The organism is Ruegeria sp. AL1 (assembly GCF_056540905.1).
The window spans coordinates 60,066-87,031 of sequence record NZ_JBQFXP010000003.1 but is presented as its reverse complement, the minus strand read 5'-3'; the positions used below and the strand labels follow the sequence as shown (position 1 = coordinate 87,031).

The following is a 26,966-nucleotide window of genomic DNA, read 5'->3' as shown; positions in this document are numbered from 1 at the left end:
TTCACATGACCAGACCTGCCTCTTTCAAATACTTTAAAACCAGTCCCGAGATCATCCGCCTTGCGGTGATGCTGTACATCCGTTTCCCTCTCTCGCTTCGGAATGTCGAAGATCTGCTGCACGAGCGAGGCATCGATGTGAGCCACGAAACTGTCCGATACTGGTGGAACAGGTTCGGTCCGATGTTTGCATCAGAGATCCGGAGAAAACGGGTTCAGCAACTCCGAGCCTTTTCAAAATGGAAGTGGCACGTAGACGAAGTATTCGTGAAAGTGAACGGCAAACGCCACTATCTCTGGCGTGCCGTCGATCACGAAGGTGAAGTGCTTGAGGCCGTCGTCACGAAGCGTCGAAACAAAGCCGCAGCACTGAAATTCCTCAAGAAATTGATGAAGCGGTACGGTTGCGCCGAAAAGATCGCCACAGATCGCTTCGCTTCCTACAAGGCTGCGCTCAGAGAAATTGGCGCGCTCGAAAAACAACAGACGGGCAAGTGGCTCAACAACCGAGTCGAGAATTCGCACCTGCCGTTTCGACGACGCGAACGCGCGATGCAGCGTTTCAGGCGCATGCGAAGTCTACAGAAATTCGCCTCCGTCCATTCCTCTATCTACAACCATTTCAACCAGGAAAGATCGCTAGCCAGTCGAGACACCTTCAAGCTGACCCGCACCGTTGCTCTCGCCGAGTGGCGTCAGCTTTGTTCCGGATAGGTTCGCGGTTTCCGCGGCAAACTGAGACTGGTTCGAATTCGTCTGACAGCACCTCTGGGATCACTGTCAGCACTAGGCGTCGCGACTTGCTGTGTATTGCCCATGACAATGATGTTGCTGGGACTAGGAGGTAGTTGGCTAGCCATTTTCGGAAAGATCGCGGCGGCAAGCTACTACGTATTGGCGATTTCGACGGCGCTTGTCGCTATATCGTGGCTTGTATCTTATAAGCGCGGTTCCCTAACAAAGTTGAAATGGTGGCTTTCGGGGACGACCGCAATCACCGTGTTAGCGTGGGTCGTCGTCTTTAACGAGGCCCGGATCAACGATTACCTGATAATGCAGATGTGAAACAATGACAGAGCAAACCGTAGTACTTGAAAGCACCCTGACGTGCCCGAAATGCGGCCACAGCGAAACCGAAATAATGCCGACAGATGCTTGCCAGTGGTTCTATGAATGCAAGTCTTGCGCAGCGGTCTTGAAGCCATTGGCAGGGGACTGTTGTGTCTACTGCTCCTATGCCACTGTGCCTTGCCCACCAATCCAGAATGGCGATAGTTGTTGCGGATGACAAAGTCTGCTTCGTCCTGTGATGCGTGAATTCTAATGGGTCAGGATTTCGGCAGCGCAGCGAAAGTCGGTCTGGCGGGCCGCACCGCAGCACTAGGACGTTATGGTCAACGGCGGGTATGGGCCGACCACAACGACGCCATATTTCCTTGATGACACGATACTGCGCGGCAACAGATGTCCGCTCCGAGCCCAACCTGTGAATTCGATTTTCTCGCTGCGCGCGCTCGCAGCGCGAGTTTTGCCGCACTGGCATCATCTTGAATACGGCGCGGCGGCGACAAGGGCGGCCATTTGTGCCGAGCGCAGCGAAACTTCATCAGGCAATGCGCGAGACGCGGACGAGGCTACTGTTCAATGTACTGCGAACAAGGTCTGCTTTGGGCAGTGGACACATTGTACGGCGGGTGCGATGTTCGGATTGAGTTAATCAGAGGATTTCGGTTTGGACAGTCTTAGCATCGTAGCGGTTTTGGGTGGTTTCTGGCTGTTTCATCTGCTCGCTGTCATCAGCCCTGGCCCAAGTCTCATCGTAGCCACTCAGACGTCAATTTCCGTATCTCGGCAAGCAGGTGTTGCCAATGCGCTCGGTTTCGGCGTCGGCTCAATTATCTGGGCGTTCGCTGCGATCTTTGGGTTAGGAATTCTCTTTACAGCGGTGCCGTGGGTGTATGTCATTGTAAAGACAGCCGGAGCGCTTTACTTAATTTTTCTCGCATTCAAACTACTTCGTAGTGATGATATTGTTGATACAACCGGAGACCACACGGTGGCGGCGAAGACAAGCTTGGGAGCATTTAACAAGGGGCTCATGATCCAGCTTTCGAACCCAAAAGTTGTGATATTCATGGGCTCGATATTGACAACGCTTCTTCCTCAATCTCCATCACCCTTGCTGCTTACATTGGTCTTGGCAGTCATCTTCTTAAATGAATTCATCTGGTACAGCTTGGTTGCAACCATGTTTTCGATCAGACGTATCCGCGAACTCTATGCTAAGGCATCAAAGATCATTGATCGCATAGCTGGTTTCTTTCTGGGTGCGTTGGGGGTTCGTATTTTGAGTCAGTAAGCGGGCACTCATGCAACGCGCGGCATCTGACACATTGGGCTCTGAGCTGTCTATTGTTCCTGCGGCGATGACACACTTCTTGCATCTCTGACGCCGGCGCTTCGCTCCACCTGTAAAATTGTCCCGTCAGCGCGGTGCTGATGAGGGGCGCGGAGGGGGGATCGGAGAGCAAATCATGCCAAGAGTCCAACTACCCGCAGTCACCCCCAAATGAAAAGCATGGAACAAAGGCCGCATCATCGGTCAGAAGCGACCCCTGTTGCCTAAACAGGTTTGGGCGATCCGGGCACGGCTCGAACTAGCCAGTAACCTGCGCGACCTTTCTTTGTTCAACGTCGCCATCGACAGCAAGCTACGCGGTTGTGACTTGGTGAAACTGGCTGTGTCTGATCTGGTGAAGGATGGTCGCGTTCGCGAACGCGTTTCTGTCATCCAAAGCAAGACCAAGCGACCGGTCCAGTTCGAACTGACAGAAAACACGCGCGAAACTGTCCTGGTTTGGGTCAAATCGCCCGAGATGTTTACGTGTCGTTTCATGTTCCCCAGCCGTTTCCATGACCGCCCGCACATCTCGACCCGCCAGTACGGACGGCTCGTTCGCGACTGGGTGACGGCAATCGGACTTGAGCCGAGCGGATACGGTACGCATTCGCTCCGCAGGACAAAGGCAGCGGAGATTTATCGAAAAACTGGCAACCTCCGGGCCGTACAACTGCTACTGGGTCACGCCAAGGTAGACAGCACTGTCCGATACCTGGGCGTTGAACTCGAAGATGCTTTGAGCATCGCTGAGCGCACCGATATCTAAGCCACCTTGGCGAACGGCCTTGCCGTTCGCCATATCAAAGCGGGTGTCCGTCTATCGCGCGGCGTTGGTCGGTGGCAAGCCCCACTTCCACCGGTGCTGCGCGTTACTCAAACGTCAGCTTTGCGCTGAGCATTCTAGGTGCGTTGTGAGTCTCATAAAATATAATCAAAATCTGGTTCCAGTGGTTCTAACCTGTTGGAATCAAAGTGCTAACTGCCATTTCGATAGCGCTGTAGTATCTGAGGGTAATTCGGTGGAAAACTCCAGACAGCTTCGCCGGGAGCACGCACAAGCCCGCGCGCTTGAGGATCTCGGTCTGTAAGCAGAGAAATGAATAGGTCACTGCTGGCCCAGGGCGAAGATCGGAAATACCAATGCCCGTTTCCTGTATCGGCCGCTTCGGCCTCGGTCACGTCGATGATGTGTAGGGTTTTCATCTCAGAAAGTCGGCGCTGAAACAGAGACCCGTTTATTGCTTCATCGGAAACCTGACCCAGACGGTCGCGACCGAAGACCAACCGTGACATCGCCAGCGCTGAATCGGTCTGCGATTGATAGAGTGTCACATCTGTAACGGCATCCAATAGGCCGTCTTCAATCGATTGCAAAAAGTAGCTTCGATCAAGATCGCTGCTGATCAGGATCAGCCGTCCCAGCCGCGGCTTTGGTTCAGGCTGCAAAGCAATCTGATAGGCGGCTTCAAATGCGAGCCTGGACCCAGCGCTGTATCCTATAAGGTGAATGCGCCGGGCGTTGGTGTTTGCCGACAGGTATTCGACAAGAGACCGCAAATTGCGACGCGTCGCCAATGCAGATTCCTGATCCCGAAAATACGCCAGGCGTTTGGGTGTAGCGGGCCAGTTGTAGCTGATGAAAGCGCCCTGATAGCCCAAAAAGTGCTGCAACTCTTTGGAAACAAGGGTCGAGTAATCGAAATCGACATTGTAGCCATGTATATAGATGAAAACGTCTTTGTTGCGAGAAGCTGCAAGCTGATCGTCAACCCGTTGGGCAAACCGAAGACCGGCCGCTTTCATCTCCTGTTGCGAAGGTGGATCGTTCATGTAGCGCGTGACGCTGAACGGCATGATACCAATCTCTTGTACGTCAGATAAACTGAGCGTGTAGTCCTTAGCGCGGTCGCGCGTCATAGTAACGTGGCGAAGCTTTTCCAACGTCGCCAGCGGGGGGTTGCTTTGCACATCGGCAACGCCGGTGCGCAGAATGTGACCGCGCTCATTGTTGTAATAGGCTTGTGGGTCGCCGGGAACCGCGGGCAGACGATCTGTGGCGTAGAATAGCTGCGAACGCTGCACGAAATTGTCTGCCGTGATGTCCGTGTAAGGGTCAAAAGCAGCTTCGGCATAGACCGTTGGGGAGGGCATCAGCTTAATTTCGTCATAGATATTTGGCCCGCAGGCAGCAAGGACACAGAACGAACACACGGTTGCCGCAGGCAAAGCTCTGGTAATCAGTCGCCTCGTCGTTGCTTGCCTCAATTGCCTTTGTCCGACTGTTCGCATCCGGCTGCAATTGCCTGGCCCCAACATGTCAGAACCGCTGCTCGCGTCTTGGCGCAACTTCGACACTTCAGACCTGTTTGTGTTCGGCATGGCCACCTTTCGCATAATGCCCTTACTCAAAAGCTTTATGTCACACCCAACAAGGGTCTGGGTTGTGAGAGCTTGAACCTGCTGTCACCTTCACCTTTGTCTACCATGATGTAGCGATAACCTTCGCGCAAATTCCACTTTGGAGTGACGGCATAACCCATGGTAGCTACAAATTGCGCCGTTTCGCGATTTGAGCGAAATCCGCCATAGTCAGCCAAGGCAATTACCGACCAGCGGTCATTGATCTGATACCAGATGCGGGCTGCAATCATGGGGTCGATCCAATCGTCGCTGGATTTTGAACTTAGTGCCGGGCTGGGGCCGCCGCCCAGTGTGATTGTGCTGCTGGTATCAAACCAACTAAGCCCGCCACCGAGATCGACATCCAGAGATTGGTCCTGATAGACCGTGTACGCCGCACACCCGCTAAAGAACTGCGTCTTCAGGCTAGTTTCTGCGCCGCTGAACACCGGGCCAGGGGTGTCGCCTTCAAATGTCAGATCTGTGCGCATATAGTCTGCGATCAGTGACCATCGACCGTGTCGCGCCTCAACCGTGCCCATAAAGGCGAGGTCCAGATTCTCAAGTGCGTCGCTGAAGCTCAGTTCCGATTCCAAGGGGCCAATGGTTGTCTCGGTATCCGCGCCATAGGTGTAGAAACTGCCGTAGAAGCTCCAACCAGAGTCCTGAGCCACTGCTGGAGAACCGTAGAGCAGCGTAGTCGACGCAACCAGAAAGCTGCCCAAGAAACTCCTTACCTGTGTGAATTCCATGACCTGCTCCCCTTATTTCAATCCCAAGTTTGAAACGCGGCAAAAAGATGAGCCGCGTCGTATTCCTGTTACGTTTCACAATTGCATTCGACCGGGTCGAGTATCGGAACAGATGCCTTAACGAAGTTCATTTCACGGGCGCGAAACTCCGACGGTGTCTGACCCGTCCATTTCTTGAAGGCCCGTGTCATTGCGGTAGCGTCAGAATACCCCAACTGAGCAGCGATATCGCCCACCGACAATTCAGACTTGGAAAGCAAGTATTTTGCCTGGTCACATTTGGCTTCGATGACGATGCGAGACAGTGATGTTCCATAGGCAGCAAGCCGTCGGTTGAGAACCGCGCCTCGAAAACCGCATGCTTTGGAGAGGGTTGTAACCGACAAGTCCGTGCGTCCGACCATTGAATTGGCAACGCTTTGGATCGAACTCAACAGGTCTGTAGGCACAGGGTTTTTGTCGTCCTGAGTGGTCGACACGTAATCGGTCGCAGTTCGGTTAACCAGTTCAAACAAAAGCCAGGCACTTGGGAAGCGGATGGAATACCCGTCTGTGCCCGCGCCTACCGCCCGGATACCGTAGAAGTAAGACGGGAGCAGATCAGGACGGTTCACCCGCACAAGAACCTTATTCGCCTCCCAACGTTGGCCTGCGGTTTCATGCAGCAACGTAGCCCATCGACTGATCTGAAACGCATCCATATAGGCGGGCGAACAGCATGGCGTGAACCTGCGTTTGGCGGACAGCACGGCGAACTCGCCAGAGACATCAAGTGTTATGGTGACCGCATTTGTATTGTTTCCCGCATGAACGCAGAACCTGGCAATGAAATCAGCCAGCGATTTTGCGACGCGAAAGGCCTGTCCGAATGGGGATGCAATCGTCGGATCTGAAGTTTGACCAACAAGTGCTGGAAAGTCTGGGGATGTCTTTTGTGCGACGGCTTCAAACACGGCATAGACAGTGTCGTGCGGAATGAAACAACTCGGAGCGCTCAACTCCGAGAAGGATAGATCGAATTCCGCAAGGAGATTTTCTACAGATTGACCGGATTCTTGAAACGCAAGCAAAAGCGGGATGATGACCCGCCCGCGTGTAAGCGGTGGTGTTCTGTGTTGAGCATGCGCGTCCTGCCCTGTCATCATAACTCCCTTAGGTATCGCAACTGAAAGGCCGGGCAGGTCAAGCATAGACCAGCGCGGCTCAGTGTCCCTGACCTGCGTCAAAGCTGAAGTCACTTTTTGAGGTAAAAAGGTCAGGTGCCCGCTGGTAAAGGCACAACCGAATGGAACCACGCTACCCGCAGAGAGTGCGCTCTAACAGGCTGACATCACAACATGAATAATAGGCCCGCCGCTGGGTCAATACACAAAGAGAGTATCTAGTTGCTGGCCGGCGCGCTGCCGCTACCTGTCATTTTGGGCCAGTTTTCGGAGGTGGCCGCTCCAATCTGTCAGGGCATACATTCGAACTTTGTGGTTTGTTGGAGAGAGATGGCCACGGCTTCAATTGTAGCGTTTCAAAAACAACAAAATGAGAGGCGCGAGAGTGCGCATTTGATCAGCTGCCGGGACCATCTAGCAATACATTTCTGTAATTGGCTAGTGGAGCGGACAAACTATGAATCCCACGCACAAACACTGGAAACTTGCTGCTTTAGCTGCTCTGATCGGAAGCACAGCGACCGCTCAGAGCTTTGATACCACGGTCGATGCACTTGCAGAGACATACGAAGTGCCCATTACCATAAACAACTTTGTTCGGGCTGCTACAGACAACGAACTGAAGACGTACAATGGCCTGGCCGGAGGCGTAAATCAGTTCTTTCATTTCAAAGAACCCACCCCCATCGACAATCAGCCCACCATTCGGATGAACCGCGACACGCTCTACAGCGTTGCGGTAATTGATATCAGCAAAGGCGCAACCTTGACTCTGCCCGATGTGGGCGACCGATACATGACGACGATGGTGGTCAATCAAGATCATTTTATCAATGAAGTGTTCGAAGGTGGCGGTGTGTTCCAGCTTGACATGGAAACGTTCCATACCCCTTACGTGCTTGTTTTCATGAGAATACTGGTGGATGCCGAAAACCCCAAGGATGTTGCGGCGGTCAATGCAATTCAGGACGGTTTCACCATTAATGCCGCCTCCGCGACACCCTTCGAGATGCCCAATTACGACGCGGATAGCTTTGAGGCCCTGCGCCAAGCAGCGGTTGAGCTGGGCAGGTTCGCCACAGACAGCGCCCGGACTTTTGGTACGGCAGATCATATAGACCCGTTACGCCATTTCCTTGGCACAGCAGTCGGCTTTGGTGGACTGCCCGAAGACGAGGCCTTTTACCTCAATATCGAGCCCGGCGTGCCGCTTGGAGAATACAAAATCCAGGTCCCAGCGGATGTGCCAGTGAACGCGTTCTGGTCCGTGAGCCTCTATAATGCAGACGGGTTTTTTGAACTCAATTCCCTCGACTCGTATGTGGTCAATTCGGTCTCTGGCACCAAGAATGATGATGGCAGTGTGACCGTGCATTTCGGCGGTTGCGACGACGGACGCGTGAACTGTCTCCCGATCATGGATGGCTGGAACTATGCCGTGCGCCTTTATCAGCCGGGCCCAGAGGTCATCGACGGAAGCTGGGTCTTCCCCTCCGTAGAACCCGCAAACTGAACAACAGGATGCTTACGATGAAAAAGCTTCTTCTGACAGTCGCGCTTACACTCCCGACAGGCGTTTGGGCCGAAGACATTGTCGATGTAACCGTCGACACCCTTGTGCGTGCCGAGACAGATCACATGTTTCGCACCAACATGGCCAATCTCGGCCTCGCTGTTGGCGAGTTAGGGCATATGCGCGAAGCCACCACACCGGACAACCAGCCGGTTATCCGCATGAATCAGGACACGCTCTACTCCGGCATCTTGCTGGATTTGAGCAAACCCGTCGAAGTGACGCTCCCCGTGGCGGATGGCCGCTATATCTCGATGCATGTCATCAATCAGGATCACTTCATGTACGCCGAGGCAGAGCCCGGCATGTATCAAATCACACAGGAAGACCTTGGTACGCGCTTTGGTTTCATCGCGTTTCGCACATTCGTCGATGTAACTGACCCGGATGATATTGCCGCCGCGCAAGCGGCACAGGATGGAATTGTCGTCAGCGGCGGGGGGACGGGCCCGTTTGATGCGCCCAACTGGAACACCGAACAGCTTGCCACTGCGCGTCAGGCGATAAACGACTTATCCTTGCTGGGCACCGATACAGCACGGGCCTTTGGCAGAACCAAAGACGATATTGATCCGGTTCAGTTTCTGGTCGGTGCGTTCTCGGGTTGGGGCGGGCTTCCGCCTGAGGCCGCGATCTACATGTTGGACGCGGTCGATCAGAATGACGGCGAGACACCACATGCGGTAACGGTCAAGGATGTGCCGGTTCGGGCGTTCTGGTCAGTGACTGTCTATAACGGTGACGGCTTTCTGGAAGCCAATGATCTGGGCGTAAACAGCTATAATGGCTACACAGCCGAAGCGGCAGAGGACGGCTCGGTCACGTTGCATTTCGGCGGGTGCGACGATGGCCGCGTTAACTGTTTGCCGATTACTCCGGGCTGGAACTACGCGATCCGCCTCTATGAGCCGGAGGATGCAATCCTGAACGGTAATTGGGCCTTCCCGAAATTAGAGCCGATCAACTAGGCCACTCGCCCAACCCGCATTTCAAAAGGAGTACACGGCTATGCGTCGATCCCTTACTCTTTTGGGGCTGCTTTTTGCAGCCAGTGCCGGAACCACAACCGTTGCAGACGAGGCATCCGATCTGGCCCAAGAACTGGCCAATCCACTTGCGGCAATCGTCTCGGTTCCATTTCAATTGAACTATGATGAAAATCTGGGCGTCTCTGATCAGGGCTCGCGCACCACGCTGAACTTTCAACCAGTCGTGCCTTTTCAACTGAACGATGACCTTAACCTGATCACACGAACTATCATTCCTTACATCTGGCAGGAAGACGTTGTGCCGGGCACACGACAGGAGGGGTTCGGAGATATCCTGTTCTCTGCCTGGTTCTCGCCAATCGGAACCGGGGACGTAACGTGGGGCGTTGGTCCCGTTGTGCGCTTTCCAACTTTTAGCGACGTATCGAGTGATACATGGGCCGCTGGGATTACCGGGATTGCCCTGCGGCAGACGGGGCCGTGGACTTATGGTGCGCTGGCCAATCATCTGTGGGACTTGGAAAGCAACCCCGACACCCCCACGAATGTTAGTTTTCTCCAGCCCTTTCTTGCTTATTCCACCGAAGGCGCGTGGACCTATTCGCTGCAAAGCGAAAGCACCTATGACTGGGAAACTGAAGCCTGGGCTGTGCCTATAAACGCTTCGATCTCCAAGCTGGTCCAATGGGGGGCGCTGCCAGTCAATCTGCAAGCGGGGGCGGGCTACTGGCTGGAAGCGCCCGAGGTGGGTGCCGAGGGCGTTCGCCTACGATTGCAGGCTCAGGTCGTCTTGCCCAGAGGCCGCTGACGTTTGGCTGAAGGATAGTTCATGAAACGTCGAAAATAGGGAGGTCTTGATGGCCGATCAGATGCAACGCAATGCGCAAGCGCATGTCGAGCTTGACCCAGATCATGAGGATCTGATTGTCAGAAGCTGCAATCGGCTCATTCGACACGCCGTTCGTGTGATGTCTTTGTTCATGGTCGTTGTGATCGGATTTGCCGTCATCGACGCCGGCTACTCGTTCTACATCAAGCTTATAAGTCCGCCGGTCCTGGTTCTTGACGTCAGTGATCTGTTGGAGGTTTTTGCGGCCGCGCTTGTCGTACTGATCGCCATCGAGATTTACACGAATGTCACGCTTTACCTGACGGCCGATGTCATACATGTGAAGCTGGTAGTTGCAACTGCCCTGATGGCCGTTGCCAGAAAGGTCATCACACTCGACACGACGGACCTGGAGCCGCTTTATTTCGTTGGGTATTCTGGACTCGGTCTGGCGTTTGGAGTCACGTATTGGTTGTTGTGGCGTGGCAAGTAGGAAATTCCAAGGACGCCTTTATCGATGCTAGCCTAAGCGAAATCGTCGACATTGGTGCTTTTTTGCAATTTGCTACTTATTCAGCCAAAGAAAAAACGTTCGACAATCCCAAAAATCCGAAAGCAGACCTTGGCACTTGTCCGACGAAAGATCGCTTCGTCTGCGTCTCGAACGTCTGCACTACCAGCAGCGAAAACGAGGTGCCGGTTCGGTCCAAATTGGTGCCAGTTAACGACTGCTTCGGCGACGTGCGCTGCGTTGCAGTAAGGCGTGTGCAGCGACTGCTAAAATATGCTGCGTCAGCACCGTCCAGAAAGTGAACTGCGGCTTTGTCCGCAGAGCCGACCTCTGGCACGCTGGGAGCCCTTTGAATGCTGACAGAAGTTGTCAGATGACCGCTCTGAGCCCATTTTGACAAATGCTGCAGCGCACACGAATGTCCGTTTAAACAAGGTGGAGATTAAGAATGTCGAACTTTTCAGACCCGACGGATGCAATTCAAGCACTCTATGTTCAGTTTCTGAGTGCTTGGAACAGTCGTGATTTTGAGGGCGTCGCCAATTGTTTTTCAGAACCCGCTTTTTACGCTCTCCCCGGAATAGATATACCGATTTCTGACAGGGCCAGTTTTGTTGTGCTGCTCGAGAAGGTATTTGCAGGACTGGAAGCAGACGGTTTCAGCCACACAGAAGTCAGCGAGATTTCGGCTCAAGCCTGTGGGGAGCAGATGGCGGTCGTTGATGCGAAGAGTGTGGCGCGTCTAAGGAAGGATGGATCATCCATCGAAGTGATAGATGGGCACTATGTAGCTCGGAGATTTGACGATGGCTGGCGATTTACTGTTGCTGTAACCTGCACTTCCGGCTGGCAAGGAAAAAAGTGAAGCAACCGAACAAGTCATAAAGCGGACATTGATTGTCGTCTGGTAAAAGTCTGCTTCTATCCGCATCTTACCAGTTCGAGCAACGCGCAGCGAACGACTTCTACGTCATGTGTTCTCCTTGCGTTACTCATACTTCGGTGAGCGGGCTGTGCGGCAATGCCGCCGGAAAGTCTTATTGGATCAACTCATCTTCCGGGAACAGGGCTACAGACGTTGCCAGTGAACATCTTGCATGAGGTATCGAGCATAGCGAAAATCCTGAATTCTAAGCAGTTTATGGCCGGTAAATGTCAGGCGAATGACGTAAAGGGGCGTGTTGACAGGGGTCTCGCGGTCGAAGACCAGCACCGTCGGCGCGGCATCAACTTGGCCGGGAACCATGAGCCAATCGGTGGCCTTGGAGTAGTTGGTGAAATAACCGCCCACCGGAATGGCACCCCTGCGATGTTCGATGCTGACCACATCCAGGGACACCTCGTCCGCGAGCATGGCCCGGATGGTATCGAAGTCATGTGCGTTGAAGCAGGTCGTGTAATGATCCAAGAGCACCTTGTCCTTGTCGCTCAGCACGACTGGGTTGGCTTCCGGCGCAGTGCGCAATGCGGCGCGTCCGCGTTTCAACGCAGCCCTCACGGCATCGACGCTTGTGTCCGAGATTTCGGCGACTTCAGTGGCGTTGTAGCCCAGAACATCAAATAAGATTACAGCGCTGCGCTGCCTGGGTGTTAAGGCCATCAGCGGGCGCAGTGCGTCGGACGTACCGCCTGATAGAGGCAACGTGCGCGTGATCGCTTCGAATTGCGTCAGTCGGTCCTTCATAGCCTGCTCCGATTTGCGCGCACGGATGGCATTGAGCGCAGTGTTACGGCCAATCCGGAACAACCAGGCCCGCAAGTTCTCAACCTCGGTTCCGGCTTCGAGCGCACGCAATGCGGCGATCAGTGTGTCTTGCAGCACGTCCTCACCGTCGAATACCGATCCCATCATGCGCGAAAGAAAGCGGTGCAATTCCGGCCGCAGCTTGGCGATCTCGGCGTTCAGATCGTTGTCTTTCGAAAACTGCGCGTTGCTCATGTCACGACAGTGCTACCATGCGGGACCCATCGACGCCAAAAGCCCCCTTTTGGGGTTTGGTCACCAAAGCACGCATGTGAACGGCAACGCCATCGGGTGTCAGCGGGGCATCCCACTGGCTCATGAAACTGGCGGCATCTCCGTCTTGCATCTTGCCATATGCGGCGGAGGCCTCGTTAGCGATTTCGGTGCCCGCGATCAATTGATTGGGATAGACGGTGGTGAAGGTCAGCCCAAGATCGCGTTTGTCCGCCTCCATTTGCGCATAGTTCATAACGAAATGCTGCATTCGCTTGGCACCCGCATAACCGCCTGACAATGGGGAACCATTCAACGCAGCACCGCTCGCGAAAGCGATCACGCTGCCGCCGTTAGGCAGAGCGCTGTTGAGGGCGGCTTGCGCGAGGTCAAAGCTCATTTTGGTATCGCTGTGCCATGGGGCGCTGAACTCTGACCAACTAAACCCGCTCAACATGCCCATCTTTGGTTTGATGCCGCCGATTTGCAGCACAGTTTCGGGCGAGTGGCGTCGCAAAAGCTCTGCAATCGCACCCTCTCTCGATGCATCGCAGGCGTCGATTGTGATGCCGGGGGTCTCGGCTGCTAAACTTTCCAGATCCGATTTCGTCCGTGCCACAGCGGTAACGTTGTGCCCTTCTTTGGAGAGCGCGGTTGCTGTTGCGCGGCCCACGCCACGTCCGGCGCCGAGGATGAGTATCTTCCTGGTCACTATCATCTCCTCTTTGTCAGCCGATTGAAGGTAAGACACCTGGTGGACAGAGAACGGGGCGCGGTCTTAGAATTTTTTTGAGTATCCGCTATTTTTGAGCTCTTTTGGCTGCCTTGCGCGCAAACTTTCGAATGGCCGGTTCATATTGTGCCTTCGCATTGCCAATCACAGGCTTACCATGGATGGGCAGCACGTGGTCAAAATCAATATCGAGAAGCGAAAGCAAATCCTCGGCCTCTGGTTTGGTCATCATGAACCAGGCCACGCCAATATTCGCAGGGCGAAACAACCCGGCCAATCTCAGAAATACCTTGGCGGCACGATTGTTGTATTCGGTCGGCACCGGTGTGTTGTGAAAGTAGTCTCCGCTCAACAAGATACCGCCGTGATCTTCGATCAGCAGGGACGCCTCGCGGAGTGAGGGGCTATCCATAATCAGGACGCGACAGTTTTGTATGGGCAGAACTGTACTGGCGCCATAGAAAACATCCGGCGCAAAGTAGGACTGCGCGGCGTCCGCGTTTGCGCTCAGACCGCGCTGATAGGTGGTGTCTTCAAGCGCATAGACGGTGGCGTTGTATCGCTCGCGATAGAAGGCGTCATCAGCGCCATGCATCGAGGCCAGCCGGATCACGGACGTTACAGGCCCAATTGCATCCAACGCTGCCAAACCGTCTTCTGACAGACGCATACTGTTCACAAGTGTGAGCTCGCCCGACCCTGGTGTCTTCACCACGATCATCGACCGCGAAATGCTCGGACGCATGGGTACTGGCATGGTCCACTTGCCCTCAACAAACCAAATGCTTGGAAAAACCTCATCCAGCGCGCCATGAGGCATGACGCTTGTTCCCTGATCACACACACTGTTCTCCCACTGAAGTGAAATTCTCAGAAGGAAGACACATCACATGCCCCAAACGGGGCGCAAAAAGATAATCTGAAATCTGCCGAACAAGCAGCCATTCGCTCAGGTGCGGCGAAGGTTAGCTAAAGTCCGCAACACGAGAATTGCAAAGTCGGATCTTGAAGGTCGGCTTCGGGATGTAACCGGTCACTGATGTAAAAAGTAGTGAAAGGCGGCAACGAGCCCATTTTTGACGGATGCTGCAAAATCGACCAATGTCCAGAAACCTTGGCAAAATCTCAAAGTGCCTAGTAGCTTGTTCTCTGCTGTCGATCCACGGCAGGTTCATCGAAATAGCAGCCGCAAAAATAGACGCAAGAGAGTGATACATGGTTGGTGAGACAAACTTGGACGAATTGATAAGGTCGATTTCGGCGACTCTTATCGACGGATTGTACGTTTTTGTTACAGTTGAGCCCGGAAAAATGCCCCATGGTCTTTCGCCGCAGCAATTGAGGGTCGCCGACCCCTGGTATTCCTCATGATCCAGATGCCCAAATTACCGGATCACGCTGCGGCGAAACGTCTGCGGATGCGATAGACCCGTCTCAGGAAGCACTATGATGTGCCTGTAGTTTCTGGCACATGCAGGGCTGTGCTATGAAACTGGTATTCAGCACAGCCACAGTCGAAGGCTAGGTCAATTGCATTACGTTATCAAAACGTTAGTGCCCTTTGGGCAATGCTCCTCCCAAACCGTTCGCATCCGTGATTTCGACATGCCCATATTTGCGCTTGATGTATCCGAGGCTTTCCAACTTCTCCAGTGCGATGCCGACGCGCCTGCGGGCGATGTCGCAAAGCGATGCAAGTTCACTTTGTGAGACCGAGATCGTACCACCCCAACCGGGGCCACCGGCACTCAATCTCACCAGGCATGTGGCCACCCGCGCCGTGGGGTCCTCGGTGCGCAGCATTTCGATGGTGTTAAACCCCATGCGCATGTTGGTGTTCACCATCTCTGCCAGGTTGCGCCAGAGAATGGGGTGGGCTTCGCATAACATCATCAAAGTGCTACGCGTGAGCCGCAGCACTTCGCTATCGCGGCCCGCAATCAGCTCGAACTTCCGGGGTTCACCCGAAAGTGCAGCCATATCTCCGATCCAACCTCCCGGACCTCCGCAGTGCAACAAAGTACGCCCTTCGCGCAGGTGGAGCAGGTGCAGATCAATGCGACCGGAAATGACACCGTATATTCCACCGGCCTCATCCCCGGCGCGGTAAATGGATTGATCTTGCTGCAAAGTCAGTCGATCACACTTTGCGATCACTTCGCTTTTCAGATCATCGGGCGCCGAGGCCAGCCATCGTGCTTGAATCGGAGGTGCCATTCCAAAAAAATCTCAACATTGTGCAGCCCGGAACAATCTGAGTCATCGGATCGGGCAATACAAGGTCATTATTTCGAACGTATGCTTTGCGCCAAGAGGTGCAGCAATTTTACTTACAGGTGTCAGCACCTTCTGGTGCTGCAGGACGGACGAATGAAAGCGAAACAGCCAGATCCTGCGACGGAACAGGACATTAGGCTTTATCTGAAAAAGCATACTGAGTTTTTGGTCAAGGATATGGGCATCGAAGCCGCTGGCGCTTTGACCGGAAAATCCAAAGCAACACTGGGCCGGTACTATTCGCGAAACACCGAATACGGCGACAGGCTTATGCCGTTGACGTCGGTTGCTATCCTCGAACAGGTGTCCAGTTTCCCATATGTGACCGAGGCCATCAGAGAGTTCCGGGGGCATGGCGGGGACGAAAGGCGCATTCGGCTGAATGAACTTAACAAGCTTGGACTGCCACATCAGATCATTGATCTCAGTCAGCAATTCGCCAAATTAATGGCTGCGGCCAACGCGATAAATGACCATAACGCGCCGACAGCGCGCGAAGCGCAGGAAACATTGAGCGAGGTTATGGCCCTGCAACGCATTCTCGTTGACCTGAAGTTATACCTCGGTGCCGTCGGTGACTAACTGCGAAAGGCGCTGGCTTGCTTGCGTAGCCGAATAAGTGAAGTTGAGCGAGCCAAGGTGTGTCTCAAAGGTAATCTGCAATCTGAAATTCGTACGACCTAAAAATGGAGATTTTCTCATGTATAGATCCAGGACACCAAACCCAATTCTGCAAAACCTCAGGCTTTTGTTGCTATCAGTCTGCATCGCGCTGACCGGCGGACATGCCTATGCGTGTACCGGGATTATTCTACGCGCAGCAGATGGCGCGATTGTTCCGGCCCGGACAATGGAGTTCGGTGTTGATGTGCAATCGGACCTATATGCCGTTCCTGCCGGAACCGAGATCACCACATTGCAGGCCAACCCCGACGAGGCTGGCTTCACCTACACCACCAAATATGGGTTTCTAGGCGCGAATGCCTTTGGATATCCGATCATCGTGGATGGCATGAATACCGAAGGCTTGTATTTCGGTATATTCTACTTCGCAGGGGATGCCGTCTTTGGCGAGGTAAGCGATGAAAATCGCGACCGCGCGGTGTCATCAGAAGAGCTTGGGAACTGGGTTCTGGGGCAGTTTAGTACAGTTGAAGAAGTGCGCAAGGCGATCTCGACCATTGAACTGGTTGGAAGCCATATTGATGTCATCGGAAGCTACGCCCCGGTCCATTATACGGTCGTTGATGCATCCGGCGCAGCGATTGTGATCGAGCAGACCGACGAGGGGCTCAAGATTTTCGACAATACAGTCGGCGTCATAACCAACAATCCAACCTATGACTGGCATTTGACCAACCTACGTAATTACCTCAACATTCGCCCCGAAAATCGCGAACCGATCACCGTTGGCAGTGAAACACTGTCAGCCTTTGGCGAAGGGACTGGCATGCTTGGTCTGCCCGGTGATTTTACGCCGCCGTCCCGTTTTGTACGCGCGGTCGCGTTTAAGGAAACCGCCCTTCCGACGGAAACGGCAGCTGAGACGATCTTTCAGGCGTTCCACGTTCTGAATATGTTTGATATCCCCAAAGGGGCCGTGCGCGCGCCAACACCAGAAGGTGTGCATACAGACTATACGGTTTGGACTGCAGCCTCTGACACCCAAAACCGCGTGTATCACTTCAAGACCTACAAGTCTCAAACGGTGCAGAGTGTAGATGTCAAACAAGCGCTGGAAGGTCTGACGGCCCCCAAATTCGTGCCGTCCGAGACCGACTTTGTCATTAACGACCGAACAGGAGATTTCTAAAACGCTCCGGAATTCAGGACCACCGTGCTTCAGCCGTGGGCTGGGGCACGTTTATTCTCGCTTTCCAGCCCATGCAGGAGAACGAATGACGCCATAGTTCACAGATCGTGGGTCCGAAGATACACGGCTTTGCATTCGCGCCGAACGGCCGGAAAGCGGGCGCGAATGCAGAAACCAAACTGATCATTCAACTTCGGTTTAGGGCCGATCCGCAAATGTGAGAATGGTGCAGAGGAAAGGGCTTTCCCCGTGGATTGGGACGTTTGAGACCACGCACAGAGCGTACCACCGGATGGACGACCACTGAGGTGATAACACGAGTCGCTTACCCAAACGGTGTATGACACGCGAGTAGCGGAGAGATCGCATCGCCTTTGTCACCTGCAAGGACGCACCACAGGTTGGTGCACTCAAAGCTGGCATATGCGATCGCGCAGATGATGATGCTTAACATGCTTGCCCACGACTCATACAAACCGACAGATGAGTGTAGAAGCGATATTCAGTTTAACTGAATTATTCAGGATCTTTAAAAATATGTAAGATTGGCCTGTGCAGGTCAGCTTGTCGGTCAGGTGGTTTTCATAGTTCTAAAATTCTCATTTTGTACCAATTATTAACGAGATTCTTTCTGCGCCTTTCAATGTAGATCCCTGACGTAGCGTAATGATGTCCAGAACTGTATCCTACAGAATGCAGCGCACTTTCCCACAATACATTTGGTTCTACAAAATATAAGATTTGACAACTCCAAGGCTAGCATGCACTGCCTTCAGCAGCCCGCAGGTCACAAAATAGGCGACCTCCTCCACTGCGCCGAAACACCTGGAGAAGGCCGCCACGAGGATTGGCCGGGTTCTTGGAGTGAGTGGCATCGTCAGATGCCGGTGTGCCCCGGTTTGGGCGGGCTGTGAATCCACCAACCCTCGAAGTTCTGCTAATCAATCCACCCCTGCATCATGCGTGTGCTTTCTTGCAGTCACTTTTCACCAAGATGAAAATCATGACAGATTTGCGGGTTCTGGTTCCACGCGTCACTTCTTTCGTTGCGCCAATACCGCACTCAGCCCATCCGGTATCCAACGTTTCTGAGCGTGACGATCCGCTGGCCTTCGGCCCCGATCTTGCGGCGCAAGCGGCCAACATAGACGTCGACTACATTTGTCAACGGGTCCTCGTGCACCCCCCAGACAGAATTCAGGATGCGTTCGCGCGACAGCACACGGCCTGTGTTGGTAAGAAAGAGCAGCAACAGATCACGCTCTTTCTTTGACAGCTTGATTTCTTGCCCTGCTACCGAAACCTGAAGCGAAGTCCGATCAAACTTCAGGTCTCCGCAGATGATCTCGGTGTCGCTGAGATTGCTTGCATACCCGTTGGCACGGCGATGCAGTGCCTCGACCCGCGCGATCAGCTCGTCGAAGTCGAACGGCTTGGGCAGGTAGTCGTCCGCGCCGATCTTCAGCCCTTCGACCCTTTCTTCCGGGCTATCCAGAGCGGTCAACATCAGGATCGGTGTCTTCGATTTGCGGGCGCGCATCTTGCGGCACACGTCCTGACCCTGAATGCCGGGCAGCATCAGGTCCAGAAGAATGACGTCATAGGTGTTTGTCGCGGCAAGCTCCAAGGCATCTTCACCATCCGGAGCATGATCCACCGCCCAGCCCTCGGCGGATAAACCGCGCCGTATGAAATCGGCAACGCGGGCCTCATCTTCGACAAGCAAGATATTCATGACGTGCCTCAACTCTTTCGCTGTTCGAAACTGCGCCGACAAAATCAGGTTAGCCCTGATGTCCGCGCATCAACCCCTTTTTTGCATCGTGCCGGTTTGAACAACTTTCATCCGGGCAACCTTTGGCAGGGTTATGAAGATCCGCAACCCGCCCTCGGGCCGATCCTGAAGATCGACAGCTCCACCATGCGCCTCAACGATGGATTTTACCACCGGCAGCCCCAGGCCGCTGCCTTCGGTACCTTGCCCCGACGCGTTCGAGCCCCGAAAGAACCGATCAAAGGCCTGGGATTTCTCTGCCGCGCTTAGCCCCGGCCCGTCATCCTCGATGGCTATCGTGCACGAAGCAAGCCCCTCGTCCAGCTTGACCCCGATCGTCGGCCCCCCATAGCGCCGCGCATTCTGTAGCAGGGCCAGCACGGATTGGCGGAGACGCACCTCATCGACCGATGCCATCACTTTGATGTCGGAGCTATCGAACCGAACCGGGTCGGGGAACATTGCGACAGCATCATGAACGATCTTGCGCAGGTCGGTTTGCCTGCGATCCAGCCTCAACTGGCCGGCCTCAAATCGCGCAACGGTCAGCATGTCGTCTACGATCTGATTGGTATGCTTTGCTGAATCCCGAATACGCGCCAGCGAATCCGAGGCCTCGTCGGGCAGGGAATTCGACGTCCGCAGGGTAACATCGGCCTCGCCCAGAATGATGGCCAGCGGGGTGCGCAGCTCATGGCTTATATCCGCCATCAACCGCTTGCGGTTTTCCTCGCCGGTCTCCAGCTTATCGATAAGCTGCTGCAGCTCGGCCGTTCTGACGGCAACGGTATCTTCAAGCCGCCGCTTCTGTTCGGCGCGGCTGGCCTCGCGCGCGGCGAGGCCCTCGGCCATGCCGTTCAGCACGGTGCCCAGTTCGCGAAACTCCAGACTGCCACCAAGATGGACCGGCTCGGAATAGTCGGCCCTGCGCAGGCGACCGATGCCATCTGCCAACCGTGTCAGCGGCTTTCTGATCTGCCGGTTGAACGATACAAGCCCCACCAGCAGGACCGCGATCGCGGCCAGAACAATCATATAGACCAACCGCTCGTTCCATTGCCGAAACGCGATTGCCTCGGCCAGAACATCCTCGACCTCTTCAATCTCTTCATCCAGCGCGGCCTGAATCTTTTGATCAAGCGCGTCATCGATATCTCCATCAAGCAGACCCGCCAGGCGTTCTATCTGAACAAAGGTCTCAATCGGGTTGCCTTCGGCTGAGAGGCTTGCGATGGCCGCGTTGACGGATTCGATATCATCCTCAATCTCATCAAGCAGTTCCAGTTCCTCGATCTCTTCGTCGCCCACCATCTGAATCTCACGCGCGATGGTCTTACGGATCGCTTCCAGAGTCTGGGCGATCTTTGCCCGCAGTTCGACTTCACTCACCCCGTCGTCCCGATCCCCGATCAGCAGCGCATCGCCGTGCTGCTTGAACAGGCGGTAGAGGTCCGCTTCCAGCCGCAGATGCAGCCCATAGGATTCCTGCGCCAACTGTATCCGCGCATCCCACCACCGGGTTTTTTCGAGGCTGTATAAGGTCAGGCCCGCCAGCCCGCCAAGAAAACCGACAAGAACCATAGCATAGATACCAAACAGGGTAGATGAGCGCATGTCAGACGGCCTTTGAGTTCTCTTCCAGATTAAGAGGGATGGTTTCTTCGACCAATATGATCGTAGCGCTGGACAGAGCCTGCAGCGTCGCAAGCAAGTCAGCCTGATGGGATTTGCACAATTCCCACCGCACCGAGGCGATGACAATGACATCCGCCCTGCCAAGAACAGCGCGTGCCAGGTCCAGCGGCAATGTTTGATGCGGTAGCAGGCCGTTGCCGTTTTCTGCCAGGCGCTGATCAAGACCGCGCGGCGCAGACAGCAGATCAGACAAGCCAAAGTGCCGCATGATCTCCGATATCTTCCTGTCGCCAGGCCGTCTCCTGCACATCAAGCTTGCGGAACGGCGCAAACTGCCCTGAAGGCCGATATGTTCATCACCGACAAAGGCCACTTTCGGGGTCTTGTCCTGCCTGCTGAAGCGCACGTTGATGTCCGCGCGCCGGTCGAGCCCCGCGATACACCGCGCGATGGTCATCGCGTGTTTACCTGTCAGAGTCGAGACAGCGCTATGTCCCGCCATGAACGCGATGGGCGTCTGATCAACTTCTCCGGTGACTTCGACTGCAATGGGGCCGGTGCAGGGCGTCGCTTTCCGCAGCACCTCGGGTTCCGACAGCAGCCTCTCGGCCTTCTCGCGCGCCACACGCCACGCGCAATACTGGTCCCATGCCCCGGCGAGCCTCTGCAGCGGATGGGCGACCAGTGCAATGACCGAAAGACAGGCAGCAACCGTGGCTGGCGCTATGCCGGTTTGGCTGGCTTGCCAGAGCATTAGAAGACCGGCAAGGGCCACCCCCAATTGCAGCGTTGCCTGAAGACTGGCGGTTCGGCCCCTGCGCGCCAGCGCACCGTCGCGCAGGGATGTACCCTGAGCGTTCAACCTGCGCAGCTCTTGGTCAGTGCGGCCCATCAGGTCCAGTTCCGGTGCAATCGCGATCCGCTCGATCATGGAAATCGCGATATTTGCCCGACGGCTGCGCAGGTTCCGATGCCGACGCCGCAGGTGCCACGCTAGGGCCGCCATCAGCGCAACAGAAAATCCCAGCGCAGATACGCCGCTGATCGCAAGCGTCGGATTCAGCGCATACAGAATGGCGCCCGCGCCCGGAATCACCACGGCAGCGGACCACACATCAGGCAGGCCCCGGCCAAACCAGAGGCGAGCCGCCGAAAGATCCCCCACGAAACGCAAGGACAAAGCCCCCAGCCGACGTTCTTCGTGGCGGGATTTCGGAAGGCGCGCGATCTTTCGATACAGAACCTGACGCAGCGAGATCGCGTAGCTCTGGCCCAACGCCTCGGCGCGGTATTGCGATATCAGCAGACACAGCGCCGCGACAACTCCTGCCAGTGCCAGTTGCGCGACGGTTTCCACGGCCAGGACATTGCCCGCGTGCAGCGCTGCGAACGCATCCCGAGTGGCAAAGGCGGCAACGGCCAATGCGCCCGCCTGCAGGATGCTGCTGGACACCACCAGGACCGCATCAATGATGCGGTCCCTTGTGGCCAATCCGGGGAGGAGTTTCATGCGGCCACATCTTCAGGTGTGCGTCGCATCAGCGGCACGACATGTTGGGTGATGACCTCGGGCGACCACAGGTCTTCGCGCGACAGGATCGGGCGGCCCGTGACCTCGGTGGCTTCGGCAGCGGCCAGAGGCGAGCAACTGACCATCCCCGAAATCGCAAAGGGGCTGAGACCCGCCTGATCCAAAACGGTCACACCGCCAAACGCGCTCAGCGCATCCGGGGCTGCGAACAGGATACCATCCAGACGGTCGCGAATGCGCGACGATTGCAGGATGGCCCGGGTTTCCTGCTGGAACACACCATCGGCAATCTCAACCACCACGACCTCGACCCCGCGCGTGGCGGCAGTGGCAACCAGCGTTTCAAAGCCCGCTTCGATCTGCGCCAGCGGCATTCGGTAAGTAGTGGCCATCCCGACATCCGTAAAATCAAGGGCCGGAGCGCCACCGTCCTCAAAACTATTGAAGTCGCCAAAGGCGCCGGTGCCGGTGGCCTTGATCCCAGCCACGGCAAAGCCCGACCGCATCAGGCCGTGCCCAAGGCTCGACGCGGCGGTTGTTTTGCCAGAGTTCATGGATGCGCCAAAAACACCGATGACAGTGACCTGATCATTGGATGGCAGGCTGGGCAGAGCATAATCTGCCACGTTGATCACCCGCCCCTCCGCAGTCGTCAGCAAACCGAGAGGTTTCAACCGAGTGGGGTCTTCCATACGGACATGGGCCGCGTCCACCCGCCCGGCGACACCGCCGCCTGCGACCAAATCAATCAGATCGTCATCAATGATTGCACTGGCCAGAAACTGATCCGGCGCATAGCGATCCCCCAGGCAAAGGACGACGAAATCGCCCGGATAACTGGCTGAAGCGCGGCGCTCGGCCAATTGAATTTTCTTGTGGTGCCCGATCTCAGCAATCTCGCACAGGATCAGATCACCCGCCTTTGCGGCGTCCATCCGCGTGGAAAGTCCGCGCACGTCGGATCGATCGACTCTGCGGGTAGTAAAGGCCCATTTTGCAATGTCGCAGGCAAAAGGAGTGGTTTGGGGAAACTGTGTCATGCTTAACTCCGTGACTGGCTGTTCGATGCTTTCGTTTTGCCAGCGCCATGTGAGAAAAATCGCAAAACCGGATGAAACTACGGCATGTGATCAGATGAATGACAGATGAACGCGACGGGTCTAGATCAATCGTCATCCTTGTCATCATCGCCGCCGTCATCGCGGTCATCACCGTCATCTCTATCGCGCTCACCGTCGTCGCCGTCTTCGTTTTCCCGCTCGCCCCGATTACCCGCGTCGGTCTCACGCGTGCCTCGGTTGTCTTGTCTGTCCTTCCCGTTGTCCCGTCCACCACGCAGTTCCATAATCGTGATGCGATTGTCTGCGTTGCGATCTATATCCTGAAGCAGTTTTCTTGCCCCCGCCGTCCCAAAGGCAGCCACAAGCTCATCAAAACTCAGAACACCATCCGCGTTCGTATCCACCGAGCGAAAGCTTGCAGTTTGCGCCTCGGCCGTGCCGACGTGCCCCAACCCGACGCATAGAATACAAGTCAGAAATATAACGCAGACGGCGTGACAGATTGCCCCCGGCCAGCGCTTGGTCCTACATCCATTCCCCGACACAAATGTTCCTTTGCCCATCGGCCCTTCGCGGGAACCAGTGTTTTCTTAACTCCAGTTGGATAATATGGCGCGTGCAAATGAAGCGCGCATATTCAGAAAATGAACAGAAAATGAACGTGCGAGGGGAATTTCAGAAAACGCATTGATGCAATGTCGGTTGGAAAACCTGTTAATAAGGCATCGGCGGCGCAACTTCGCGCCACCGTGAAACTTGGCTTGCCTCGGTCGTTAGCTCGATCAAGGACGAGTCTAAGTCAGGTCAGGTCTTCGATCCGCGCATCAGGGGCGTTGCGCTTGACGGATTCGATGCCGTTGTCGCGTCCGGATGCACTTGTATAGCTTTCGCTGGTTCCGATAACCTGGCCATTGCTGGCTTTCAGGTTGAACATATGGCCACCGGATTTGGTTTCCTTTCGCTCATACCTATCGTCGTTCGGAGCGTTTGTTTTTACCGATGCGACGCCGTTTTCGGCGCTGGCCTTTTGGACATACCCTTCACTGGCCAGAATGATCTCTCCATTTCCCGCCTTTAGCCGGAAACGGTATTCTCCGGCTTTGTCTTCGTAAATTTCAAATTTTCCTGCCATGTAAGCCACCTCATTGATGTAGAACCCAAACGCGCCACGACGTTGCGTTTTTTGCCAGACAGTCACAAGAAGAAATTTGTGTTGTGGAACTCCAGCTTAAGGGGCGACCACAGAGTCTGACAAACAAAGGACCTGTTGGTTCCGCGCTGACCCGGGTCATCTACGCATTCAAGGATTTCCGCCTGTTGTTGATGGAATACAATGACACACTGTAAGATCACCCGCGTTCACATATAGTATGAAATTATTCTCAGACGGAACGCGCACTTCAATTGTCCTAATTCAAAACAAGCAGTCCTACCCCAAAATCAGAACTATGCCACAGATCGTGAAGTCGCTTGGGACCTCCTCAAAAAACATAAAGCCCCAAAACGCTACGAAGGTCTCATATGCATCGCCAAATGCGGCAATAAACTGAGGTCGTGGCAACTGATAGCTGCGGGCAAGTGGGATGCGGCCGCAGCTTTCAAACGCCGTATAATAAGTCAGCTCTGGGCCGCCCTAATCCGTGCAAGCTGGTCTGCTCTTCAAAATGCCGCGGTTGCTCCGATGGCAGCAGGGAGTCCATGTTTCACAGGGCTTTATTGACGAACTGCGGGACGTTCTCGACGTCCCACACTCTGAATGACATAGTTTCTCATAGTGATTGGAAACGGAATGAGACAATGATGGCAGTCGATGAATCTTTTTGGCACAGATACTACGACATTCATAACCAAGCGCGATTTGTCGAATTGGTGGACACCTTTTACGATACGAACGCGTCATTTGCTAACCCCCGAAAGCAGTTTCGTGGACGCGATGAGTAAAAAAATTACTTTCAAGGTGCTGGAGAGTTTGCAAAGCTGACACTTTCCCCTACCGAGATATGGGTCAAACCCCGTGTCACGGCGACGGAGTTGGATTATACCGCTGAGGCAACGCAAGACATCCCAAATTTCGTTACTGGTCCTCTCGAAGCCGGGCAGATAGCCAAGATTAAAATGGCAGCAACCTATCGGATGAAAGAATCTTTGATCGTTCAGGCGTTTGTGTTTTGGGGCCTAGAAAGCAGCTGAAAATAAATTTGAACGGGAGCTTTTTCCGCGCTGTGATTTCTTCCATCATCTGATTTTGCGGGCGCGGCGAATGGCCGGTTTGAGGGGCCGCGCCGCAACGGACTGAGACACGGGCGAACGGCCGCAATGGGCCGCCAACGAAAGCGGCCCGTAGTATTCAGATTTCGATGGCCTCCGCTATGGCAAGTGCATCCTCAAGCTCAACACCGAGATAACGAACGGTACTGTCCATTTTTGTATGCCCAAGTAAGAGTTGCACCGCGCGCAGATTGCCCGTCTTTTTGTAAATCTGAGTAACCTTTGTGCGCCGCATAGAATGTGTGCCATATGCGCTGGCTTCCAAACCTATAGACGTGACCCAATCACGCACGATCCGGGCATACTGGCGCGTTGAATTGTGCAAACGCTCATGGAAACGCCCTGGCCAAAGCTATTCAGACCCAACCATGAGTTCATCTTCCATCCACTTCTCGACGGAGGTCCGAGTACCTTCAGAAATTTCGAAGCGGACCGGTTTCTGAGTTTTACTTTGCAGCACCGAAGCCCGCTCCTTGATCTGACCAGAGGCCATGATGTCAACGACTTTCATCTTCACCAAGTCACAGCCGCGCAACTTGCTGTCGATGGCCATATTGAAGAGAGCGAGGTCGCGATGGTTCTCTGCGAGCTCCAATCTTACTCGAATTGCCCAGACGTGTTTGGGTTTTAGCGGGCGTTTTTGACCGACGATGCGTCCCTTGTTCCAAGCTGGGCGAAGCGCGCGAATGGCAGGAAGGTTTGGTGTTTCCATGACTGATCCTCCGATCCGCCATGCCCTCCCATAACGACAACCCGACGTTGACAACGCACTATATCATAGGATTGCTGCGCTGCCTCCGAGGTCTGCTTCGAGCCCAAACTTAAAGGTGCTGCAGGTCGCACGAAGGTCCGCAAAGCGCGATTTATGCTTTTGTAGACTCTGTTGTGGTGGGCAAGCTCGAGCTTCTTTCTGTCAACTTATCCCAAGTGAGTTTCAGTTTCAGCGCGCCTGAACTTTCGCCTTCAACAATCCAGAAGTTCGCCTTACCCTTTAATGTTCCAGATAGTTCAACTTCGACCTTATCCGGACCGCGAACACCGATTCGATCAATCTCCGACTGCAAGCTCTCCGCAACCCCAGCAATTGATTTGCTAACCTTCTCAAACCCTTCTTCTAGAAAATCAGATGCGGCAGAGACGCCTTCTAGGTCAGAACCAATCGATTTCTCGTTTTCCTCACGCTCCACTTCCATGAAGATCGCACCGCCGTGCGCAGTCAAAAGCTTCAGAGTCTGCTTTGCCATAGTGCTATTATCCCTGATGTTGATTTTGGTTACCGCAACCGCTTGAATAGGGTTTT

General features: G+C 54.6%; 28 protein-coding genes and 1 pseudogene. 14 read left to right on the top strand and 15 right to left on the bottom strand.

The window, feature by feature from the left end; translation table 11 throughout:
* Window positions 1-5 precede the first annotated feature (5 nt).
* The 4 genes from ACRZ9X_RS05850 (at window position 6) to ACRZ9X_RS05835 (ending at window position 3,166) form a co-directional block, all read left to right on the top strand.
* Window positions 6-713 (top strand): IS6 family transposase, encoded by a 708-nt coding sequence (locus ACRZ9X_RS05850; RefSeq protein ID WP_480516759.1) that lies wholly within the window; start codon window positions 6-8, stop codon window positions 711-713.
* Between the two features lie 355 nt (window positions 714-1,068).
* Window positions 1,069-1,287: a GDCCVxC domain-containing (seleno)protein gene (locus ACRZ9X_RS05845; RefSeq protein ID WP_480516757.1), complete on the top strand. Its 219-nt coding sequence runs from the start codon at window positions 1,069-1,071 to the stop codon at window positions 1,285-1,287.
* 444 nt (window positions 1,288-1,731) lie between these two features.
* Window positions 1,732-2,358: a LysE family translocator gene (locus ACRZ9X_RS05840; protein ID WP_480516755.1), complete on the top strand. Its 627-nt coding sequence runs from the start codon at window positions 1,732-1,734 to the stop codon at window positions 2,356-2,358.
* Window positions 2,359-2,593: 235 nt separating this feature from the next.
* Entirely contained in the window at window positions 2,594-3,166 is a 573-nt protein-coding gene (locus tag ACRZ9X_RS05835; protein WP_480517296.1) for a tyrosine-type recombinase/integrase, read from the top strand.
* Between the two features lie 209 nt (window positions 3,167-3,375).
* Here ACRZ9X_RS05835 and ACRZ9X_RS05830 read toward each other — a convergent pair whose 3' ends face one another.
* From ACRZ9X_RS05830 to ACRZ9X_RS05820, 3 genes are all read right to left on the bottom strand, one after another.
* Entirely contained in the window at window positions 3,376-4,551 is a 1,176-nt protein-coding gene (locus tag ACRZ9X_RS05830; RefSeq protein ID WP_480516753.1) for an alpha/beta hydrolase, read from the bottom strand.
* Between the two features lie 263 nt (window positions 4,552-4,814).
* Window positions 4,815-5,552, bottom strand: a complete 738-nt coding sequence (locus ACRZ9X_RS05825) for a porin family protein (RefSeq protein ID WP_480516751.1) — start codon at window positions 5,550-5,552, stop codon at window positions 4,815-4,817.
* A 68-nt stretch (window positions 5,553-5,620) separates the two neighbouring features.
* A complete protein-coding gene (locus ACRZ9X_RS05820) occupies window positions 5,621-6,847 on the bottom strand; it encodes an AraC family transcriptional regulator (protein ID WP_480516749.1) in 1,227 nt (408 codons plus the stop codon).
* A gap of 325 nt (window positions 6,848-7,172) precedes the next feature.
* Between ACRZ9X_RS05820 and ACRZ9X_RS05815 the strand changes: the two genes are divergently transcribed.
* From ACRZ9X_RS05815 to ACRZ9X_RS05790, 6 genes are all read left to right on the top strand, one after another.
* A complete protein-coding gene (locus ACRZ9X_RS05815) occupies window positions 7,173-8,228 on the top strand; it encodes a DUF1214 domain-containing protein (RefSeq protein WP_480516747.1) in 1,056 nt (351 codons plus the stop codon).
* 17 nt (window positions 8,229-8,245) lie between these two features.
* Window positions 8,246-9,256, top strand: coding sequence for a DUF1254 domain-containing protein (locus ACRZ9X_RS05810; protein ID WP_480516745.1), 1,011 nt, complete (start codon window positions 8,246-8,248; stop codon window positions 9,254-9,256).
* Window positions 9,257-9,296: 40 nt separating this feature from the next.
* On the top strand, window positions 9,297-10,085 hold the full coding sequence (locus ACRZ9X_RS05805) for a transporter (protein ID WP_480516743.1): 789 nt from the start codon (window positions 9,297-9,299) through the stop codon (window positions 10,083-10,085).
* A gap of 49 nt (window positions 10,086-10,134) precedes the next feature.
* A complete protein-coding gene (locus ACRZ9X_RS05800) occupies window positions 10,135-10,599 on the top strand; it encodes a phosphate-starvation-inducible PsiE family protein (RefSeq protein WP_480516741.1) in 465 nt (154 codons plus the stop codon).
* Window positions 10,575-10,919 carry a hypothetical protein gene (locus ACRZ9X_RS05795; RefSeq protein ID WP_480516739.1) on the top strand — a complete coding sequence of 115 codons (345 nt, stop codon included), beginning with the start codon at window positions 10,575-10,577 and terminating at the stop codon, window positions 10,917-10,919. The genes ACRZ9X_RS05800 and ACRZ9X_RS05795 overlap by 25 nt, the downstream gene beginning before the upstream one ends.
* A gap of 146 nt (window positions 10,920-11,065) precedes the next feature.
* Window positions 11,066-11,482 carry a YybH family protein gene (locus ACRZ9X_RS05790; RefSeq protein ID WP_480516737.1) on the top strand — a complete coding sequence of 139 codons (417 nt, stop codon included), beginning with the start codon at window positions 11,066-11,068 and terminating at the stop codon, window positions 11,480-11,482.
* A 204-nt stretch (window positions 11,483-11,686) separates the two neighbouring features.
* On the opposite strand, the gene ACRZ9X_RS05785 is transcribed toward ACRZ9X_RS05790, so the two are convergent.
* From ACRZ9X_RS05785 to ACRZ9X_RS05775, 3 genes are all read right to left on the bottom strand, one after another.
* On the bottom strand, window positions 11,687-12,556 hold the full coding sequence (locus ACRZ9X_RS05785; RefSeq protein ID WP_480516735.1) for a sigma-70 family RNA polymerase sigma factor: 870 nt from the start codon (window positions 12,554-12,556) through the stop codon (window positions 11,687-11,689).
* 1 nt (window position 12,557) lies between these two features.
* On the bottom strand, window positions 12,558-13,286 hold the full coding sequence (locus tag ACRZ9X_RS05780) for an SDR family oxidoreductase (RefSeq protein ID WP_480516733.1): 729 nt from the start codon (window positions 13,284-13,286) through the stop codon (window positions 12,558-12,560).
* Between the two features lie 88 nt (window positions 13,287-13,374).
* Window positions 13,375-14,151: an MBL fold metallo-hydrolase gene (locus ACRZ9X_RS05775; RefSeq protein WP_480516731.1), complete on the bottom strand. Its 777-nt coding sequence runs from the start codon at window positions 14,149-14,151 to the stop codon at window positions 13,375-13,377.
* 371 nt (window positions 14,152-14,522) lie between these two features.
* Between ACRZ9X_RS05775 and ACRZ9X_RS05770 the strand changes: the two genes are divergently transcribed.
* Entirely contained in the window at window positions 14,523-14,678 is a 156-nt protein-coding gene (locus ACRZ9X_RS05770; RefSeq protein ID WP_480516729.1) for an ACT domain-containing protein, read from the top strand.
* A 180-nt stretch (window positions 14,679-14,858) separates the two neighbouring features.
* Here ACRZ9X_RS05770 and ACRZ9X_RS05765 read toward each other — a convergent pair whose 3' ends face one another.
* Window positions 14,859-15,524 carry a Crp/Fnr family transcriptional regulator gene (locus ACRZ9X_RS05765; RefSeq protein WP_480516727.1) on the bottom strand — a complete coding sequence of 222 codons (666 nt, stop codon included), beginning with the start codon at window positions 15,522-15,524 and terminating at the stop codon, window positions 14,859-14,861.
* 153 nt (window positions 15,525-15,677) lie between these two features.
* Between ACRZ9X_RS05765 and ACRZ9X_RS05760 the strand changes: the two genes are divergently transcribed.
* Both ACRZ9X_RS05760 and ACRZ9X_RS05755 read left to right on the top strand, forming a co-directional pair.
* A complete protein-coding gene (locus tag ACRZ9X_RS05760) occupies window positions 15,678-16,166 on the top strand; it encodes a hypothetical protein (RefSeq protein ID WP_480516725.1) in 489 nt (162 codons plus the stop codon).
* 118 nt (window positions 16,167-16,284) lie between these two features.
* Window positions 16,285-17,397 carry a linear amide C-N hydrolase gene (locus ACRZ9X_RS05755; RefSeq protein WP_480516723.1) on the top strand — a complete coding sequence of 371 codons (1,113 nt, stop codon included), beginning with the start codon at window positions 16,285-16,287 and terminating at the stop codon, window positions 17,395-17,397.
* A 1,063-nt stretch (window positions 17,398-18,460) separates the two neighbouring features.
* Here ACRZ9X_RS05755 and ACRZ9X_RS05750 read toward each other — a convergent pair.
* From ACRZ9X_RS05750 to ACRZ9X_RS05725, 6 genes are all read right to left on the bottom strand, one after another.
* Window positions 18,461-19,132, bottom strand: a complete 672-nt coding sequence (locus tag ACRZ9X_RS05750; protein ID WP_480516721.1) for a response regulator transcription factor — start codon at window positions 19,130-19,132, stop codon at window positions 18,461-18,463.
* Between the two features lie 69 nt (window positions 19,133-19,201).
* The gene (locus ACRZ9X_RS05745) at window positions 19,202-20,785 is read right to left on the bottom strand and encodes a sensor histidine kinase (RefSeq protein WP_480516719.1); all 1,584 of its coding nucleotides are present in this window, start codon (window positions 20,783-20,785) and stop codon (window positions 19,202-19,204) included.
* 1 nt (window position 20,786) lies between these two features.
* A complete protein-coding gene (locus tag ACRZ9X_RS05740; RefSeq protein ID WP_480516717.1) occupies window positions 20,787-22,316 on the bottom strand; it encodes an ABC transporter transmembrane domain-containing protein in 1,530 nt (509 codons plus the stop codon).
* On the bottom strand, window positions 22,313-23,377 hold the full coding sequence (locus ACRZ9X_RS05735) for a hypothetical protein (RefSeq protein WP_480516715.1): 1,065 nt from the start codon (window positions 23,375-23,377) through the stop codon (window positions 22,313-22,315). Before ACRZ9X_RS05735 ends, ACRZ9X_RS05740 begins: the two co-directional genes overlap by 4 nt.
* A gap of 125 nt (window positions 23,378-23,502) precedes the next feature.
* Window positions 23,503-23,961, bottom strand: coding sequence for an EF-hand domain-containing protein (locus ACRZ9X_RS05730; RefSeq protein ID WP_480516713.1), 459 nt, complete (start codon window positions 23,959-23,961; stop codon window positions 23,503-23,505).
* Between the two features lie 236 nt (window positions 23,962-24,197).
* The gene (locus ACRZ9X_RS05725) at window positions 24,198-24,530 is read right to left on the bottom strand and encodes a YegP family protein (protein ID WP_480516711.1); all 333 of its coding nucleotides are present in this window, start codon (window positions 24,528-24,530) and stop codon (window positions 24,198-24,200) included.
* 899 nt (window positions 24,531-25,429) lie between these two features.
* Between ACRZ9X_RS05725 and ACRZ9X_RS05720 the strand changes: the two genes are divergently transcribed.
* Window positions 25,430-25,588, top strand: a complete 159-nt coding sequence (locus ACRZ9X_RS05720; RefSeq protein ID WP_480516709.1) for a hypothetical protein — start codon at window positions 25,430-25,432, stop codon at window positions 25,586-25,588.
* A 157-nt stretch (window positions 25,589-25,745) separates the two neighbouring features.
* Here the strand turns inward: ACRZ9X_RS05720 and ACRZ9X_RS05715 are convergent.
* Both ACRZ9X_RS05715 and ACRZ9X_RS05710 read right to left on the bottom strand, forming a co-directional pair.
* Window positions 25,746-26,378, bottom strand: a pseudogene (locus ACRZ9X_RS05715) (tyrosine-type recombinase/integrase).
* A 151-nt stretch (window positions 26,379-26,529) separates the two neighbouring features.
* Window positions 26,530-26,910, bottom strand: coding sequence for a CU044_2847 family protein (locus tag ACRZ9X_RS05710; protein ID WP_480516707.1), 381 nt, complete (start codon window positions 26,908-26,910; stop codon window positions 26,530-26,532).
* Window positions 26,911-26,966: the final 56 nt, after the last annotated feature.

What these genes read in the sequence shown, in the direction of transcription:
- ACRZ9X_RS05850 (WP_480516759.1), top strand. Translation starts at nt 6, where the DNA reads ATGACCAGACCTGCCTCTTTCAAATACTTTAAAACCAGTCCCGAGATC.
- ACRZ9X_RS05845 (WP_480516757.1), top strand. Translation starts at nt 1,069, where the DNA reads ATGACAGAGCAAACCGTAGTACTTGAAAGCACCCTGACGTGCCCGAAA.
- ACRZ9X_RS05830 (WP_480516753.1), bottom strand. Translation starts at nt 4,551, where the DNA reads ATGCCCTCCCCAACGGTCTATGCCGAAGCTGCTTTTGACCCTTACACG.
- ACRZ9X_RS05825 (WP_480516751.1), bottom strand. Translation starts at nt 5,552, where the DNA reads ATGGAATTCACACAGGTAAGGAGTTTCTTGGGCAGCTTTCTGGTTGCG.
- ACRZ9X_RS05815 (WP_480516747.1), top strand. Translation starts at nt 7,173, where the DNA reads ATGAATCCCACGCACAAACACTGGAAACTTGCTGCTTTAGCTGCTCTG.
- ACRZ9X_RS05810 (WP_480516745.1), top strand. Translation starts at nt 8,246, where the DNA reads ATGAAAAAGCTTCTTCTGACAGTCGCGCTTACACTCCCGACAGGCGTT.
- ACRZ9X_RS05805 (WP_480516743.1), top strand. Translation starts at nt 9,297, where the DNA reads ATGCGTCGATCCCTTACTCTTTTGGGGCTGCTTTTTGCAGCCAGTGCC.
- ACRZ9X_RS05800 (WP_480516741.1), top strand. Translation starts at nt 10,135, where the DNA reads ATGGCCGATCAGATGCAACGCAATGCGCAAGCGCATGTCGAGCTTGAC.
- ACRZ9X_RS05790 (WP_480516737.1), top strand. Translation starts at nt 11,066, where the DNA reads ATGTCGAACTTTTCAGACCCGACGGATGCAATTCAAGCACTCTATGTT.
- ACRZ9X_RS05785 (WP_480516735.1), bottom strand. Translation starts at nt 12,556, where the DNA reads ATGAGCAACGCGCAGTTTTCGAAAGACAACGATCTGAACGCCGAGATC.
- ACRZ9X_RS05770 (WP_480516729.1), top strand. Translation starts at nt 14,523, where the DNA reads ATGGTTGGTGAGACAAACTTGGACGAATTGATAAGGTCGATTTCGGCG.
- ACRZ9X_RS05765 (WP_480516727.1), bottom strand. Translation starts at nt 15,524, where the DNA reads ATGGCACCTCCGATTCAAGCACGATGGCTGGCCTCGGCGCCCGATGAT.
- ACRZ9X_RS05760 (WP_480516725.1), top strand. Translation starts at nt 15,678, where the DNA reads ATGAAAGCGAAACAGCCAGATCCTGCGACGGAACAGGACATTAGGCTT.
- ACRZ9X_RS05755 (WP_480516723.1), top strand. Translation starts at nt 16,285, where the DNA reads ATGTATAGATCCAGGACACCAAACCCAATTCTGCAAAACCTCAGGCTT.
- ACRZ9X_RS05750 (WP_480516721.1), bottom strand. Translation starts at nt 19,132, where the DNA reads ATGAATATCTTGCTTGTCGAAGATGAGGCCCGCGTTGCCGATTTCATA.
- ACRZ9X_RS05745 (WP_480516719.1), bottom strand. Translation starts at nt 20,785, where the DNA reads ATGCGCTCATCTACCCTGTTTGGTATCTATGCTATGGTTCTTGTCGGT.
- ACRZ9X_RS05740 (WP_480516717.1), bottom strand. Translation starts at nt 22,316, where the DNA reads ATGAAACTCCTCCCCGGATTGGCCACAAGGGACCGCATCATTGATGCG.
- ACRZ9X_RS05735 (WP_480516715.1), bottom strand. Translation starts at nt 23,377, where the DNA reads ATGACACAGTTTCCCCAAACCACTCCTTTTGCCTGCGACATTGCAAAA.
- ACRZ9X_RS05730 (WP_480516713.1), bottom strand. Translation starts at nt 23,961, where the DNA reads ATGGGCAAAGGAACATTTGTGTCGGGGAATGGATGTAGGACCAAGCGC.
- ACRZ9X_RS05725 (WP_480516711.1), bottom strand. Translation starts at nt 24,530, where the DNA reads ATGGCAGGAAAATTTGAAATTTACGAAGACAAAGCCGGAGAATACCGT.
- ACRZ9X_RS05710 (WP_480516707.1), bottom strand. Translation starts at nt 26,910, where the DNA reads ATGGCAAAGCAGACTCTGAAGCTTTTGACTGCGCACGGCGGTGCGATC.